At 50.3% G+C, this 15,184-nt stretch carries 12 protein-coding genes; 11 read left to right on the top strand and 1 reads right to left on the bottom strand.

Annotation, left to right across the window (positions count from 1 at the left end; all coding sequences use genetic code 11):
• The first annotated feature begins 98 nt into the window (after nucleotides 1-98).
• The 10 genes from H6A34_RS02390 to H6A34_RS02345 all read left to right on the top strand — a co-directional run bounded on the left by H6A34_RS02390 (nucleotide 99) and on the right by H6A34_RS02345 (nucleotide 11,475).
• Nucleotides 99-1,628: an ATP-dependent DNA helicase gene (locus tag H6A34_RS02390; RefSeq protein ID WP_205103239.1), complete on the top strand. Its 1,530-nt coding sequence runs from the start codon at nucleotides 99-101 to the stop codon at nucleotides 1,626-1,628.
• A 449-nt stretch (nucleotides 1,629-2,077) separates the two neighbouring features.
• On the top strand, nucleotides 2,078-2,437 hold the full coding sequence (locus tag H6A34_RS02385) for a hypothetical protein (RefSeq protein WP_021948283.1): 360 nt from the start codon (nucleotides 2,078-2,080) through the stop codon (nucleotides 2,435-2,437).
• Nucleotides 2,438-2,444: 7 nt separating this feature from the next.
• Nucleotides 2,445-3,128, top strand: coding sequence for a hypothetical protein (locus H6A34_RS02380; RefSeq protein WP_021948284.1), 684 nt, complete (start codon nucleotides 2,445-2,447; stop codon nucleotides 3,126-3,128).
• Nucleotides 3,125-3,991: an agmatine deiminase family protein gene (locus tag H6A34_RS02375; RefSeq protein ID WP_021948285.1), complete on the top strand. Its 867-nt coding sequence runs from the start codon at nucleotides 3,125-3,127 to the stop codon at nucleotides 3,989-3,991. Before H6A34_RS02380 ends, H6A34_RS02375 begins: the two co-directional genes overlap by 4 nt.
• An 87-nt stretch (nucleotides 3,992-4,078) precedes the next feature.
• Nucleotides 4,079-5,491, top strand: coding sequence for a DNA recombination protein RmuC (locus H6A34_RS02370; protein WP_205103238.1), 1,413 nt, complete (start codon nucleotides 4,079-4,081; stop codon nucleotides 5,489-5,491).
• 231 nt (nucleotides 5,492-5,722) lie between these two features.
• Entirely contained in the window at nucleotides 5,723-6,412 is a 690-nt protein-coding gene (locus tag H6A34_RS02365; RefSeq protein ID WP_021949413.1) for a response regulator transcription factor, read from the top strand.
• A 177-nt stretch (nucleotides 6,413-6,589) separates the two neighbouring features.
• The gene (locus H6A34_RS02360; protein ID WP_205103236.1) at nucleotides 6,590-7,999 is read left to right on the top strand and encodes a sensor histidine kinase; all 1,410 of its coding nucleotides are present in this window, start codon (nucleotides 6,590-6,592) and stop codon (nucleotides 7,997-7,999) included.
• Between the two features lie 413 nt (nucleotides 8,000-8,412).
• Nucleotides 8,413-9,702, top strand: coding sequence for a hemolysin family protein (locus H6A34_RS02355; RefSeq protein WP_205103234.1), 1,290 nt, complete (start codon nucleotides 8,413-8,415; stop codon nucleotides 9,700-9,702).
• Nucleotides 9,703-9,897: 195 nt separating this feature from the next.
• Nucleotides 9,898-10,470: a GNAT family N-acetyltransferase gene (locus H6A34_RS02350; RefSeq protein WP_205103232.1), complete on the top strand. Its 573-nt coding sequence runs from the start codon at nucleotides 9,898-9,900 to the stop codon at nucleotides 10,468-10,470.
• Nucleotides 10,471-10,599: 129 nt separating this feature from the next.
• Nucleotides 10,600-11,475 carry a helix-turn-helix transcriptional regulator gene (locus tag H6A34_RS02345; protein WP_021949417.1) on the top strand — a complete coding sequence of 292 codons (876 nt, stop codon included), beginning with the start codon at nucleotides 10,600-10,602 and terminating at the stop codon, nucleotides 11,473-11,475.
• 103 nt (nucleotides 11,476-11,578) lie between these two features.
• On the opposite strand, the gene nhaD is transcribed toward H6A34_RS02345, so the two are convergent.
• Nucleotides 11,579-12,925 (bottom strand): sodium:proton antiporter NhaD, encoded by a 1,347-nt coding sequence (gene nhaD, locus H6A34_RS02340; protein ID WP_021949418.1) that lies wholly within the window; start codon nucleotides 12,923-12,925, stop codon nucleotides 11,579-11,581.
• A 760-nt stretch (nucleotides 12,926-13,685) separates the two neighbouring features.
• On the opposite strand from nhaD, the gene H6A34_RS02335 reads away from it, so the two are divergent.
• Nucleotides 13,686-15,167: a rhamnulokinase gene (locus H6A34_RS02335; protein ID WP_205103230.1), complete on the top strand. Its 1,482-nt coding sequence runs from the start codon at nucleotides 13,686-13,688 to the stop codon at nucleotides 15,165-15,167.
• Nucleotides 15,168-15,184 lie beyond the last annotated feature (17 nt).

Here is a 15,184-nt window from a genome sequence, read left to right as displayed (position 1 = left end):
TTATTTTTAGTAAGTTTGCATTATGCTGAAGAGCACCGTGTTACGGTGCAAAATTACACCAAATAATCCGTAAAATCAAACCTTTAGGCTAAAAACTGATGATAATGGAAGATTTGACACGCCGCGTACGACTGGCTTTCGGCTTTGTCCCCACCGCCGAACAGGCCGCGGCCATCGACACGTTCTGCCGTTTCATGACCGACCGCGACGACCGCTCAGCCTTCATCATGCGAGGTTCGGCCGGTACGGGCAAGACCTCTCTGGCCGCCGCAATGGTCAAGGCGGTCAAGGCTTTGGGGCATAAGGTGGCCCTGCTGGCGCCCACAGGGCGTGCCGCCAAGGTGTTCTCGCTCAACGCAGGACAACCGGCGCTGACCATACACCGCCGTATCTACCGACAGAAAACGTTTACCGGCGACATGACGGGCTTCAACCTGAACGTCAACCTGACGCCCGACACGCTGTTCATGGTGGACGAAGCCTCGATGATTGCCGACGAGTCGCCTTCCGACGCGGCACTGTTCGGTTCGGGACGCTTGCTCGACGACCTTATACAATATGTCTACAACGGCAACAACTGCCGGTTAATGCTAATCGGAGACAAGGCCCAGCTGCCGCCCGTAGGCGAGGAAGAGTCGCCCGCCCTGTCGGCCTTCGTGCTTGAGGACTACGGTCTGAAGGTGTACCAGTGCGACCTGAACGAAGTGCTGCGCCAGGCCGCCGGCTCCGGCATTCTGTACAACGCGACGGTAATCAGGCAGATGATAACCCACGACGAGGCCACCGGTCTGCCCATGATACGCTTCTCGGGATTCGCCGACATACGCATTGTGCCGGGCGACGAGCTTATTGAACAGCTCAACACCAGCTACTCCGAAGTAGGCATTGACGAGACAATCGTCGTGACCCGAAGCAACAAACGCGCCAACATATACAACTCGGGAATACGCGGAATGGTGCTCGACCGTGAGGAACAGCTCACCACCGGCGACATGCTCATGGTGGTAAAGAACAACTATTACTGGCTGGAGAAGGAGAGAATGAACGAAAAATTAAAAGTGAAAAATGATAAATCCAATAGCGATACAGGTTCTTTATCCACAAAGCAAACGGATTCTTCACCGTCAACTGTCAGCTTTTCACTTCCTTCTTCATTCATCGCGAACGGCGACCGGGCCATCGTACGCCGCGTGCGCAACGTGCGCGAGCTGTACGGCTTCAGGTTTGCCGACGTGCTGTTGCGCTTTCCCGACTACGACAATTACGAGCTGCAGGCCACCGTATTGACCGATACACTCACGTCCGACGCGCCCGCGCTGACCCGTGAACAGAGCAACCAGCTGTTCAACTCGGTGCTCGAGGACTATCAGGACATACCCCGTAAGGCCGACCGAATGAAGCAAATACGACAGGACATGTACTACAACGCCCTGCAAGTGAAGTACGCATACGCCGTGACCTGCCACAAGGCGCAGGGCGGACAGTGGGCGCACGTGTACATAGACCAGGGCTACATGACCGACGACATGCTCACTCCGGACTACATCCACTGGCTGTACACGGCCTTCACGCGCGCCACCGAGCGCCTGTTTCTCGTCAACTGGCCCAAGACGCAGACACAGGAATAACCCCGTATCACCGCAATTCACGCCGTCTCCCCTCGCCTCTTGCCGTAACGCAAGCCGCGAGGGGAGGTTTGTTTCCACACATATAGCAAAACAGCACATGAAAACCGTAAGCAAAACCAGTGCCTTCAGTTACAATCAACCACCACAACCATACGCTCAATCAACAACCGTAAGCATTACGACACACTTCCCTTTCAATTTCAAAAGGCCGTCTTTTACCTTGCAAAAGACGGCCTTTTACACGCCGAAAGGTGACCTTTCGCAACACCGTTTGCCGCCTTTTGCAAAGCTGGTAAACTATAACACAGTGACATTTGGTGACCGTAAGCCTTTAAGTAAATACCTTGTTTATTTTTCGAGGACAACATTTGCATTAGTCATCTATATTTTGTAATTTTGTAGGAAGATTGTAATGCGCTTTAGAAAAATCTCAAAATATGATTTAATACATGAATACAGGTAAGCAAATATGTGAAATATTGAAATCCCTACGCAAGGATATCGCAACCAAGTATGATTTAAAATACGAACCGACGGAATGCGATTTTACAGGCGACTGCCCAGGTTTTTGCGAATATTGCGACGCTGAAATCAAGGACTTGGAACGTCAGTTTTATGAAAAACATCATGGGTTGACGGCCATGATATACAATGATTTCAGTCAAGAAGTAAGTAATCGATGCGTTAATTTGATAGATACAATCAACCGATGGAACACCCCTGAGCAATTAATGGGAGGTATTAGGCCATACAGTGATATGCAGGAAGAGAAAGAGAAAAAGATAAGAAAAAGGGTATATAAAAAATAAATTGATTATGGAAGATGATATTATAACTGATTTAAAAGAAAAACTAAACAGGAAGAATTTTGCTAATTGTACAAAAGATGAAGACTACCAAAGAGCTTTTGAGAACATAGCCAACATTCTGTTGAACAAAATCGCCATAAAAAAAGGCGACAAGGAATACTGGATTAATGAAGTAGAATTTTACTTGTACAACAACAATCATCGTGATATAATCACGTATCCGAGAGTATGTGAAGCCGGCCAATGGCTCTTCCATTCAAGCGGTGTAGACATTTCTTTTGAAAGTTATGTAAAGACAGAACAAGATGAACAAGGCCTGTTCCAACCTGTTCTTGACGAGGATGCGTTCTTCGGAGGAATATTAATAAGGTCTATTTACCCTACCAATAGTAGCAGTGAAGTTTCAAAAAAGCTTAAACTTGACGGACCATATAAAGTGGAATGGACATTATTTGACAAATTTGATGCCTTCAATGACATAAAAAATTTCCCATATTTGATATCAAGGAAGGAAATAAAGAATGGCCTGAATATCAATCAACGGCGCAATCTGCTCACGAAAGGGAAATCCGAAGAACAGAAGGTACATGACATATTAAAATACAACTATTATAAAAGCGAAATACCAGACTACGAGTTAGTTGAGTCGTTTAAAAGTTATTCAAAAGCGAAATACCGTTTTAACGTATGATAAAAGACCAAGATACTAACATCGTTTACCTGTCGGAATGGCTTTCAGACAAGAACGAAGGCTATCCTGGTTTATTCAAACGTCTCACCACTTTACTTAATAAGTTAGGCATAAAATGGGACGTATTGAAACATACCAACGATTATTGGGCACGTGACTATATGCCAATACAGGTATCGAAAGACGACTTCCTTAAATTCAAATACCGTCCAGACTACCTGTATAAAGTAGAAGGAAGGGAGCAATATATTACAGATTGTTCGGATGCTTGTGCCGAATTGGGCATTAAATACCGTGAGAGCGACATCATAATTGATGGCGGAAACATCGTTTGGTGTGGCGAATACGCTATCATTACGGATAAGGTTTTTGAAGAAAATGATATACCGAAGAACGATGATAAGTTGTCGGCAGATATAGAAAAGGCATTGGGACACAAAGTGATTTTTATACCGTGGGTGCGCCATGCTGAACCACACGAGGAAGGAAAAGACGTGTTCGGTCATGCCGACGGCTTCATAAAATATTGCGGAAACAACAAAATACTTATGTCAAACCACCGCGAGGCTTATCCTGAAGAGGCTGACGCAATACGTCAAGTACTTGAGAACCATGGATTTGAGGTAACTGAGATGCTTTACAACGTACCCGACCCGAACAAGGATTTGAACTGGGCTTACATTAATTTCCTGCAAGTTGGGCTCGAAATAATCATGCCTTGCTTCGGCATTGACGAAGATAAACAAGCTGAAAGATATGTCACAGAGGCTTTTCCTGAATGTAATGTACACACCATTAGGATGAAAAGCGTCGCTTTTAAAGGTGGTGCGCTGCATTGCCTGACGTGGAACATTGTGCGCTGACGCCATGCACGAACCTGCGCCCAAGCGGCTATTCATTCGGCAATAAATTCTATAACTCCTTTAAATTCTATAACTTCATAACATAAGATGACACAGATACTACTCTTTTTGGCCGGCGCGCTGGTGGCCACCATCATCCTGATGATAGCCAACCAAAAGAAAACAAAACTGCTGGACGACCGCATCGCGGCGCTGACGGGCGACATATCGGCCAAGCAAAGGGAAGCCGAGATGCTCGCAAGGCAACTCGACGAGGCCAAGCGTGACGGCGAACGGCTGATGAACGACACCAAACGGCAATACGACGAACTGCTAGCCGACGCCAAGAACGACGGCGAACGCAGACTGGAGGCTGCCCGCAAGCAGTACGCGGAACAGCTGGCCGAGGTGAACGAACGCAACGAACGCGAGAAGGCTGAGCGCACGGCTATGCTCGACAGGCAGTTTGCCGAGCGACTGAAGCTGGTGCAGGAGCAGCTGAACACTACCACTGAGCGCCTGCTGAAACAACGTTCTGAGGAACTCGACATGGCCAACCGCAACCAGATGGGCGCCATAATAGCCCCGCTGAGGGAGGTTATGACCGAAATGAAGAAGTCGATGGACGACAACCGCGAGTCGTTTACGCGCAGCACGGCGTCGCTAAGCGAACAGCTGAGGCAAATGCACGCCACGACCGAAAGCCTCGGACTGGAAGCGGAAAAACTGTCGAAAGCCCTCCAGACGGGGCCAAAGATACAGGGTGATTTCGGCGAAATGAAGCTGAACGACCTGCTTGACAAGTTCGGATTCACCAAAGGCGTGGAGTACGATGTACAGTACACGATGCGCGACTCCAAGGGAAACGTAATCCATAACGACGACACCAACGACATGATGCGCCCCGACGTGGTGCTGCATTACCCCGACCACAAGGACGTAATCATCGACTCAAAGGCGTCGCTGACAGCCTTTATCGGCTACGTAAACGCCGAAACGGACGCCGAACGCAAAGCCTTTCTCGACGAACACGTAAAGAGTGTCCGCCGACATGTTGACGAGCTGTCGGCCAAAAGCTACGGCAAGTACTCCATGGAGGGCGGCACCACGCTTGATTTCGTAATCATGTTCGTGCCCCAGGAAGCGGCAATGCAGCTGGCGGTGTCGGCCGATGCTTCATTATGGAACTACGCCTTCGAGCGCAACGTGATAATAACCGGCGAGCAAAACCTGTTCTCCCTGCTCCGATTACTACAGATTGCATGGACGCAACAGCGGCAGGCCGAGAACCAGGAGCAGGTGTTCGGTCTGGCAAACATCCTCGTTGAGCGCGTCGGACTGTTCGTAGAGCGATTCGACAAGCTCGGCAAAAGTTTCGAAGCGGCACAGAAGTCATACGACGAAGCACGAAAGTCGCTCAGCGGAAACCAGAGCTTCATCAGCTCCGCACGCCGCCTCGTAAAGATGGGAGCGAAGGAAAATCCGAGAAGGAAGCTGCCCGAAGAGGAGGAAGAAAATTAAGAGTTAAGAATTAAGAAAAATGCCTTGCATGATGTCTTCCTGGCCTTCCTATTTGGCTCATTGGCCTAATTGGGCTTATCCTAACCAATCCAAATCAATCAAGTCATATTTTCTTAACTCTTAATTCTTAACTCCCAACATCCGTTGTAACTGTATTGTAACATCGGTGTAACACGTATGAATACCAATATAAGTACTTTTGCAGCAGGTATTATAAAAAGATAATCATTTATGGATAATAACTATCGAATATTGGTCGTTGACGACGAGCAAGACTTGTGCGAAATCCTTAAGTTCAACCTTGAGACCGACGGTTACGTAGTAGAGACTGCCAACTCGGCCGAAGAAGCCCTGAAGATGAACATCGAGAGCTTCGACCTACTGCTGCTCGACGTCATGATGGGCGGCATGTCAGGCTTTGCCATGGCCAAGAAACTGAAATCCGAGCCGGCGACAAAAGACATCCCGGTAATATTCCTGACGGCACGCGACACCGAAAACGACACCGTCACCGGATTCAATCTCGGCGCCGACGACTATATCTCAAAACCATTCTCCATAAGGGAGGTGCTCGTAAGGATACGCGCCGTACTGCGCCGCACTGCCGAAAAGGAAGGTGCACAGCAGTCAAACGTGCTGCGCTACCAAGGCCTTGAGCTAAACCTCGACAAGAAGACAGTAAGCATTGACGGCGAGGATGTGCCGTTCACAAAGACGGAATTCGAGATTCTTCACCTGCTTCTCGACGAGAAAGGCCGCGTATTCTCACGCCAGGAACTTATCGACAGGATATGGCCGAAAGACGTGCTCGTGCTCGACCGCACCGTGGACGTAAACATAACGCGCCTGAGAAAAAAGATAGGCAAGTTCTCGAAGTGCATTGTCACACGACTCGGATTCGGCTATTATTTCGATGCATAACCGTTAGCCGCAGACGAGGGAAAGTCACAAAAAGGGTTTGAAGGCGTGTTCCTCCCGCCACTACGCGCGGTCAAGGAAGGCGCCGAAACCTGTTTTTACGGCCTGCCGGGCACCCGACGCACTCCCAACCCGAAACCATCCCAGCCCCTACCCACCATTAAACACACAGAATAAGCAATGTTCAGGACTTCTGTTGGAACACGACTTTATGTCAGCGTACTGTCAGTATTCATTGTCTTCGCCGCCGCGTTCATTATATTCCAGCACGCGCGCGAACGCGAATACAAGATAAACTCGCTAAACACGAGGCTGCAGGACTATAACTCAAGGATGATGGAAACGCTCGAATACATGGGCAATAATTCCGAAGAGGCCATAGACCAGTACGTAAAGAGCCACCACATACGCGGTTTGCGCGTCACGATGATAAGGCGTGACGGGCAGGTTGTCTACGACAATATGTATAAGGAATACGAAAAGATGGACAACCACAAGAACCGCGAAGAGGTAAGGGAGGCATTCGCCAACGGCAGCGGGTATGACTTCAGCCGCATAAGCTCGGCCCTGCACCAGGACTATTTCTACTCGGCTACATACGTACCGGAGTTCAACCTCGTAGTGCGCAGCGCCCTGCCCTACGACAACGGGCTTGCGCAAGTGCTCAAGGCTGACCAGCATTACCTGTGGTTCGCGCTTGTCGCCATGCTCATACTGGTGTTCATCCTCTACCGTTTCACCAGCCGCCTGGGTGACAACATAACGCGCCTGCGCCTCTTTGCCAGCCGGGCCGACCACAACGAGAGCCTCGACACTGAAGACCTCGTAGGTTTTCCGGGCGACGAGCTGGGCGAAATAGCCGAACGGATAATCAAAATTTACAAGCGGCTGCAAAAGACGAAAGAGGAGCAGAACGTGCTGAAACGCCAGCTCACGCAAAACATTGCGCACGAGCTGAAGACGCCCGTAGCCAGCATACAGGGGTACCTTGAGACAATACTGGAGAACCCGAACATAAACGAAGCCATGAAACAGCAGTTCCTCCAGCGGTGCTATGCCCAGTCGCAACGGCTCGCCTCGCTGCTGCGCGACATCTCGACGCTCAACCGTCTTGACGACGCGCCCGAGATGGTTGACTTCGAAAAGGTAGACATCAGCGCCATGGTGGCCAGCATAATACAGGACACGTCGCTGGAAATGAGCGAGCGCGGCATGACATTCGACAACAAACTGCCTGACGGCATAACAGTAAAGGGCAACCAGTCACTGCTGTACAGCGTGTTCCGCAACCTGACAGACAACGCCGTGGCATACGCTGGCGAAGGCACGACGATAACCCTGTCGGTAGAACCCAAGGACGAGTTCTGGAGCTTTACGTTCAGCGACAACGGCGTTGGCGTGCCGTACGAGCACCTGCCGCGCCTGTTCGAGCGCTTCTACCGCGTGGACAAAGGCCGCAGCCGAAAGATGGGAGGCACTGGACTCGGACTGGCTATCGTAAAGAACGCCGTGCTGCTGCACGGCGGAACAATCTCCGTAAGCAACAACATAACGGGCGGACTCCGCTTCGAATTCACCCTGAAACGATAAAAGCCAAAACACGGCAGGGCGAAAACCGTAACATTTCGCCCTGTTTATGGTTACGTTTTAAAAGACATAATATAAGCCTGACGCTAATATATAACGAAGCAGCCTGGCTTTCCTTACAATCCAAAAGGCCGTCTTTCGGCTTGCGTTTTGCCGTCTTTCACAAAATGAAAGACGGCTTTTTACATTCCGACAGGTGGCTTTCCACAACGCAGGCAGCCTCTGGACGAACTGAAAGAGGTACTACGGAAACACGGGAACAAGAACAAAAATCCGCTTCACTAACATTTATTTTATATTCCATCCAACAATAATAAGATTCTCACACCAACAAAAGTGAAAAAGTTTCCCTTTCGCTTCGTTTAACCGAAATTTTGCACTATCTTTGCAACGGAAACGAATATTTGTAACCATTAATGGACGAAATTATCATCATTCTGCTATTAATCATGCTCAATGGCATATTCGCCATGTCTGAAATAGCAGTAATTCAAGCAAGAAAAACTACTTTATCAAACGACGAGAAAAAAGGCAACAAGGGCGCAAAGACGGCTTTGCGACTGGCCAACGACCCTGACCGTTTTCTTTCAACAGTACAGATTGGAATCACGCTCATAGGAATCCTGACGGGTATTTATTCCGGAGCCTCCATCTCCGGGCGGTTTTCCGACGTGTTCGAGAGCCTCGGCATGCCCGAGCGCTGGGCTTATCCGCTGGCACAGGGACTGATAGTAATCATCGTGACGTACCTCACTATAGTGTTCGGCGAGCTGGTGCCGAAGCGTATCGGCATGAGCGTGGCCGAGAAGGCGTCTGAAATCATATCGCGCCCGATGAACTTCCTGTCGGTCATCGCGTCGCCTTTCGTATGGATTCTGTCAAAAAGCACCGAGACAATAGTCAACCTGCTCGGCGTCAAGGACGCGGAAACGAAAGTGACCGAGGAGGACATCAAGTCCATCGTGCAGGAAGGCAAGGAGGACGGCGAGGTGCAGGAAGTTGAACAGGACATAGTAGAACGTGTCTTCATGCTCGGCGACCTGAAAGTTGACTCGCTGATGACCCACCGCTCCGAGGTGGTGACGCTCGACGTCAGCATGACTAAGGACGAAATCCGCCAGGTTCTTAACGACGACCTGTACGAGTCATACCCCGTAATAGACCACAGCCTTGAGAACATCGTTGGCGTAGTGTCGCTCAAGGACTTGATATTCCGCCTCAGCGACGAATCGGTAAACCTGAGGCAGATAATGCGCCCGGCGGTCTACATTTACGAGAACATGACCGTGTACAAAGCCCTCGAACAGATGAAGGAAAAACGACTGGCTCAGGCGTTCATATGCGACGAATTCGGCAGTTTCCAGGGGCTGATAACACTGCGTGACATCCTCGAGGGCCTCGTCGGCACAATCGACGAGGTGAACAACGAACCCGAGATTGTAAAACGTGAAGGCTCGGAAAGCTGGCTCGTCGACGGCCAATGCTCTTTCTACGACTTCCTTGCTTACTTCGACAAAGAGGACCTTTACGACAACGAACAGGACTACAACACACTCGCGGGGCTCATCATCGAGCAGCTGAAGCATATACCGCAAGCCGGCGAACATACGGACTGGAACTGCTTTAACCTTGAAATCGTCGACATGGACGGCGCCCGTATCGACAAGGTACTCGTAACGCTGAAAGACGAAAAGGATAGAGACTAAGACTGATATAATTACGAATCAAGAGCCAAGAAGCAACGCCCTGCGTCAAGCAGGACGAGAAAACACGCAGCCGGAAGCAAGCTTCCGACGTATTTTCCTTAATTCTTGACTCTTAATTCATAATTATTTTTGTCGTTCGCCTTATTTTACTTATTTTTGCAAAGACATTATTATATAACTTAAATCTTTTACAAAATGATAGAAATTCAAGCTGCCCAGGAACATCAGGCATTATCAATAGCACGGCTTATCATGCTCGCGATGAACTATGACTGCTGCCGTTACTTTACCGGTCCTGAGCATACACTTGACGATTTCGAGCGGGTAATGACGGAACTCGTGCTCGCAGACAACACACAGTACAGCTATCGCAACACCATCGTTGCCATAGACGAGGACGGGAAGCTATGCGGCATGTGCGTATCCTACGACGGGGCACGCCTGCACGAACTGAGGGCGGAATTCATAAAAGCGGCAAAAGAGAACTTCGGCCGCGAACTGACTGGCATGGAAGACGAAACGGGGCCAGGCGAACTCTACATCGACAGCATTGCCGTATTCGAAAGCTGCCGCGGCAAGGGCGTGGCAACCGCGCTGCTCAATGCCGCCATCGACAAAGCCAAAAAGATGGACATACCAGCCGTCGGACTGCTTGTTGACAAAGGAAACCCAAAGGCCGAAAAACTGTACGGCCGTATAGGATTCAAATATGTAGGTGAAAACACTTGGGGAGGACACCCCATGAAGCACCTGCAATACCAGTTGTAAGCTTCAGGAAAAGATCGTACCGTAAGGCGGCAAGGAGCCCCACAGCCAACACAAGGCTATAAGGCCACGCCCGACAGCCTTATAACAGGATAACAAATGACCTATGATAACCGTATAACATGAAATAATATGCAAGACAGCAAGTATTTGGTCGCCAATGACCGTGACGCACAATGGGGCCTCGTTGTCAACACCGTGGGATACGATGAGGTAGGACCTGACGAACCGTACCCTACCAAGGGACACGGCGACGGCTATTATTTTGACCCCGAGCGCGGGCGAATTCTTGATGAATACCAGATGCTTTACCTGGTGGAAGGTGAGGGAGTGTTCTCTTCACGGCATGTTACCGACGTACCGATAAAGGCCGGAGACATATTCCTACTGTTCCCCGGAGAATGGCATACATACCACCCACTGCCCGGAACGTTCTGGAAGAGTTACTGGATAGGCTACAAAGGGCGCAACATGGACGACAGACTGAAGTACAACTTCCTGTCGCTCGAAAAGCCAATCTACCACGTTGGCTTCAGCAACGACATTGTACACCTATACAAGTCGGCCATAGAGACGGCAAAGGAGGAGCCCGCACACATGCAACAGATACTCGCGGGAATAACCAACAACCTGATAGGCTTGATGTATTCGCTCGAACGCAACATGGAGCTTAGCCGCAAAGGAGGCTACGTCGACATGATTAACAGGGCGCGACTGCGTATCCGCGAGGGGGTTGAGTCAAAGATTACGGTGCAGGAAATAGCGGCGGAACTGGGCTCAAGCTACTCCAACTTCCGCAAGCTTTTCAAGGAGTACACGGGCCTGTCGCCGGCGTTCTACCAGCAAGACCTGAAACTCCAGCGCGCCAAGGAGCTGCTATCAACTACCGACATGAGCATTAAGGAAATAGCGTACAGGCTGAACTTCGACTCTCCTGACTATTTCTCAAGCAAATTCAAGACAAAGATTGGCTGCAAACCGAGCGAATACCGCTCGAGGATGAGATGATAAATAATTAAGAATTAAGAGTTAAGAATTAAGAAAATATGCCTCATCTGATATAACGGCAAAAGTGTTTTTCTTAATTCTTAACTCTTAATTCTTAATTTTCCTACAGTCCGATGACTGTTTTTTCAACCCAGTAAGCCAGGATTCCGGCCACGTATCCGATAAACGCTATCCATGAGATACGCTTCATGTACCAGATGAACGTGATTTTCTCAAGGCCCATGACTACTACGCCAGCTGCCGAGCCGATGATGAGCATTGAGCCACCCACGCCGGCACAGTAAGCCAACAGCTGCCAGAATATGCCGTCCTGGGCCATGTCGCCGACTTCAGCGAGGGGATACATTCCCATACATCCCGCTACAAGGGGTACATTGTCAACAATGCTCGAGAGTACGCCGATAATACCGGTGATAAGATAATGGTTGCCGTCAAACACGTCATTAAGGCCAGTGCCGAGCGCCGACAGCACGCCTATCTCCTGGAGACACGACACTGCCATGAGTATTCCGAGGAAGAACAGGATGGTGCCCATGTCGATGCGGGAGATGATATTTGTTATCCTCTTCTGCGTTCCGCCCTCCTCGTTGTGCTCGGGAGCCTTACGGTAGAATATCTCGGTAAACAGCCAAAGCACGCCAAGCACGAGCAGTATGCCGACGAACGGGGGCAGATGGGTTATAGACTTGAATATGGGGACGAAAATCAGGCCGCCTACTCCTATCCAGAATACAGCCTTGCGCTGGCCGTCGGTGAAGTCGTTATCCACGACAACGGTGCCGAGGTCGGCTCCGGCGTTGACGTTGCCCTTAAGCGAGAGCGACAGGATATAGGCAGGCAATACTACTGATACGAGCGAAGGTATGAACAGTTCCTTGATAACGCCGGCGGCGGTGATGAGGCTCTTGTTCCAGAGCATAATCGTAGTGACGTCGCCTATCGGCGAGAACGCTCCGCCTGAGTTGGCCGCAATGATGATAAGCGAGGCATAGATAAGCCTGTCCTTGCGGTCGTCGATGAGCTTGCGTAGAATCATTACCATGACGATGGCGGTAGTCATGTTGTCAAGTATGGCCGAAAGGAAGAAGGTCATGATGGTGATACGCCACAGCAGAGCCTTCTTGCTCCTGGTCTTGAGCATGTCGCGCACGAAGTTGAAGCCACCGTTCTGGTCTACCGTCTCGACGATAGTCATGGCTCCCATAAGGAAGAACAGCGTGGTGGCGGTGCTTCCGAGATGTCCCTCAATCACCGAACCAGCATAGGCGGCAATGCCGTCGGCAGTGATTTCCGCCGGGAAGTTGCCCGGGTCGAACATGTAGAGAGTCCAGCAGGCCACCAGCATTAGCAGGGCTACCGCAGCCTTGTTGACCTTGGTCAGGGTCTCAAGGGCGATGCATAAGTATCCGAATACGAATACTACGACAATTGTAAGTGTAAGTGTTGACATTAAGTTTGTTTTTAAGTTAAGATTGCTATTTCCAGATTGCAAAATTAATGATAATTTCTGAAAACTTCGTTTTATTAATAAACATTCACGTATTTTACTTTCTTTTACCACCGTTTTTATAGTGCCTATACGCCACCAGCGCCATTAGAGAGGCCTGTACACCACTACCCTTCCGCCGTGCCACCTCGCGGAAAGAGCCTGCCGGCCATTTGGCATGACGGCTTTAACCTACGGCAATGCAGCGGAATGGCAAATAACAAAGATACACTTATCGTCCTGCCCAATTCCGGACGACACGCAAAAGGCCGTCAAACGCATCGCAAAAGACGGCCTTTTACAGGCTGAAAGGCGGCCTTTCGGCTTACAAAAAGCCGTCTTTTACAAACACCTCGGCAACAAGGCCCTACGGCACACACGGCAAGACTCTCCGCAAGACATGTAAAACACTGATGCGCAACGCCTTAACCGCCGCAGGCAAAACCAAGGCTGAGCATGCCCACAAACAGGCCGCAAAGCCGTCATTTGTAAAATTCTCAAAACTTATTGTCAAAATATCAAATTACAATACGATATTTTATAAAATAATACTTACCTTTGCCAATGACAAGTAGTGCAGGCAAACTATTGACAGACATTCGCCGGCGCTCACACATATCCTATCAGACTACATAAGCAGCGGCGGAAAAGCACGCTCAGCTAAGCCATATACAACATGGCAAACCGGCCGCAAAAAGAAAATTTAATACATAAAAACATAAGAATGAACAATTCTCACTGCTACTTCGCTGTCGACCTCGGGGCGACAAGCGGCAGAACCATTGTCGGGACGATTGGCGACGGCAAAGTGGAACTTGAGGAGCTCACCCGCTTCCCCAACAACCTTATCGAGACGGGCGGACACTTCTATTGGGACATCTACGCCCTCTACTTCGAGATAATCAAGGGCCTCAAGCTTGCGGCAAAGCGCGGACTTGAGATAGAAAGCATAGGCATCGACACATGGGGAGTAGACTTTGTGTGCGTCGGTAACGACGGAGCGCTGCTGCGCAACCCTATATCCTACCGCGACCCATACACCTTCGGAGTGCCCGAGGAGTACTTCGCCAATGCCGTATCCAAGGAAGACGTCTACCGCGCCACGGGCATACAGTTCATGAACTTCAACTCACTGTTCCAGCTCTACGCCATGCGCCTTGCCGGCAACTCAGCCCTCAACAATGCCAACAAGATACTCTTCGTGCCCGATGCGCTGAGCTGGATGCTCACGGGAAAAGCCGTTTGCGAATATACAATAGCGTCAACCAGCCAGCTGCTCAACCCCGTAACCAAGGAACTTGACCCAAGGCTGCTTGACAGTCTGGAACTGTCGGGCGACATGTTCGGCCAGATGGTTACCCCGGGACACCGTATCGGCACGCTTACCGAAGAAGTACAGAAGATGACGGGACTCGGCCCCGTACCGGTAATAGCCGTGGCCGGACACGATACGGCAAGCGCAGTGGCGGCGGTTCCTGCCAAGGACGAACGCTTCGCGTACCTCAGCAGCGGCACGTGGAGCCTGATGGGCATAGAGACAAAAGAGCCTATTATTAATAATGTAAGCTACGACCGCAACTTCACCAACGAAGGCGGCATAGAGGGAACGACACGCTTCCTGAAGAACATCTGCGGCATGTGGCTGCTCGAAAGATGCCGCAAGGAATGGGGCGAGGACGCTCCCGCCGACTACGCAACGCTGCTGGCAGACGCCATGAAGGCACCGGCGTTCCAAAGCATAATCAACCCTGACGACGAGACATTCGCCAATCCGGCAGACATGCAGGAAGCAATCAAGGCGTACTGCCGCACCACAGGGCAGCACGTTCCAGAGGGATACGCCGAGATTTGCCGCTGTATCTTCGAGAGCCTTGCCCTGCGTTACCGCCAAGTGGCAGGCTGGCTGAAGGAGATGGCACCGTTCACTATCGACACATTGCACATAATAGGCGGAGGCTCAAGGAACGACTTGCTCAACCAGTTTACGGCCAACGCTACGGGACTGACCGTCCTCGCGGGGCCGCAAGAATGCACGGCACTGGGCAACATCATGCTTCAGGCCAAGGCTTCAGGCCAGGCCGGCGACATATTCGACATGCGACGGATTATCGCCGACAGCGTAAGCATAAAGCGTTTTGACCCGCAAGACCACGACTTATGGGACAAAGCCTACGGCAGATATCTGGAGGTGACAGGAAAGCAGTAGCCACACTACCGGAAAAA

It is taken from the genome of Marseilla massiliensis (assembly GCF_016899855.1).
Taxonomy (GTDB): Bacteria; Bacteroidota; Bacteroidia; order Bacteroidales; family Bacteroidaceae; genus Prevotella.
This window is presented reverse-complemented; position numbering and strand designations above follow the sequence as displayed.

Bases quoted from the DNA above. Each gene is read 5' to 3' on its own strand.
- H6A34_RS02385 (WP_021948283.1), top strand. From the start codon at position 2,078: ATGAATACAGGTAAGCAAATATGTGAAATATTGAAATCCCTACGCAAG.
- H6A34_RS02345 (WP_021949417.1), top strand. From the start codon at position 10,600: ATGCAAGACAGCAAGTATTTGGTCGCCAATGACCGTGACGCACAATGG.
- H6A34_RS02355 (WP_205103234.1), top strand. From the start codon at position 8,413: ATGGACGAAATTATCATCATTCTGCTATTAATCATGCTCAATGGCATA.
- H6A34_RS02390 (WP_205103239.1), top strand. From the start codon at position 99: ATGATAATGGAAGATTTGACACGCCGCGTACGACTGGCTTTCGGCTTT.
- H6A34_RS02365 (WP_021949413.1), top strand. From the start codon at position 5,723: ATGGATAATAACTATCGAATATTGGTCGTTGACGACGAGCAAGACTTG.
- H6A34_RS02350 (WP_205103232.1), top strand. From the start codon at position 9,898: ATGATAGAAATTCAAGCTGCCCAGGAACATCAGGCATTATCAATAGCA.
- nhaD (WP_021949418.1), bottom strand. From the start codon at position 12,925: ATGTCAACACTTACACTTACAATTGTCGTAGTATTCGTATTCGGATAC.
- H6A34_RS02335 (WP_205103230.1), top strand. From the start codon at position 13,686: ATGAACAATTCTCACTGCTACTTCGCTGTCGACCTCGGGGCGACAAGC.
- H6A34_RS02360 (WP_205103236.1), top strand. From the start codon at position 6,590: ATGTTCAGGACTTCTGTTGGAACACGACTTTATGTCAGCGTACTGTCA.
- H6A34_RS02380 (WP_021948284.1), top strand. From the start codon at position 2,445: ATGGAAGATGATATTATAACTGATTTAAAAGAAAAACTAAACAGGAAG.
- H6A34_RS02370 (WP_205103238.1), top strand. From the start codon at position 4,079: ATGACACAGATACTACTCTTTTTGGCCGGCGCGCTGGTGGCCACCATC.
- H6A34_RS02375 (WP_021948285.1), top strand. From the start codon at position 3,125: ATGATAAAAGACCAAGATACTAACATCGTTTACCTGTCGGAATGGCTT.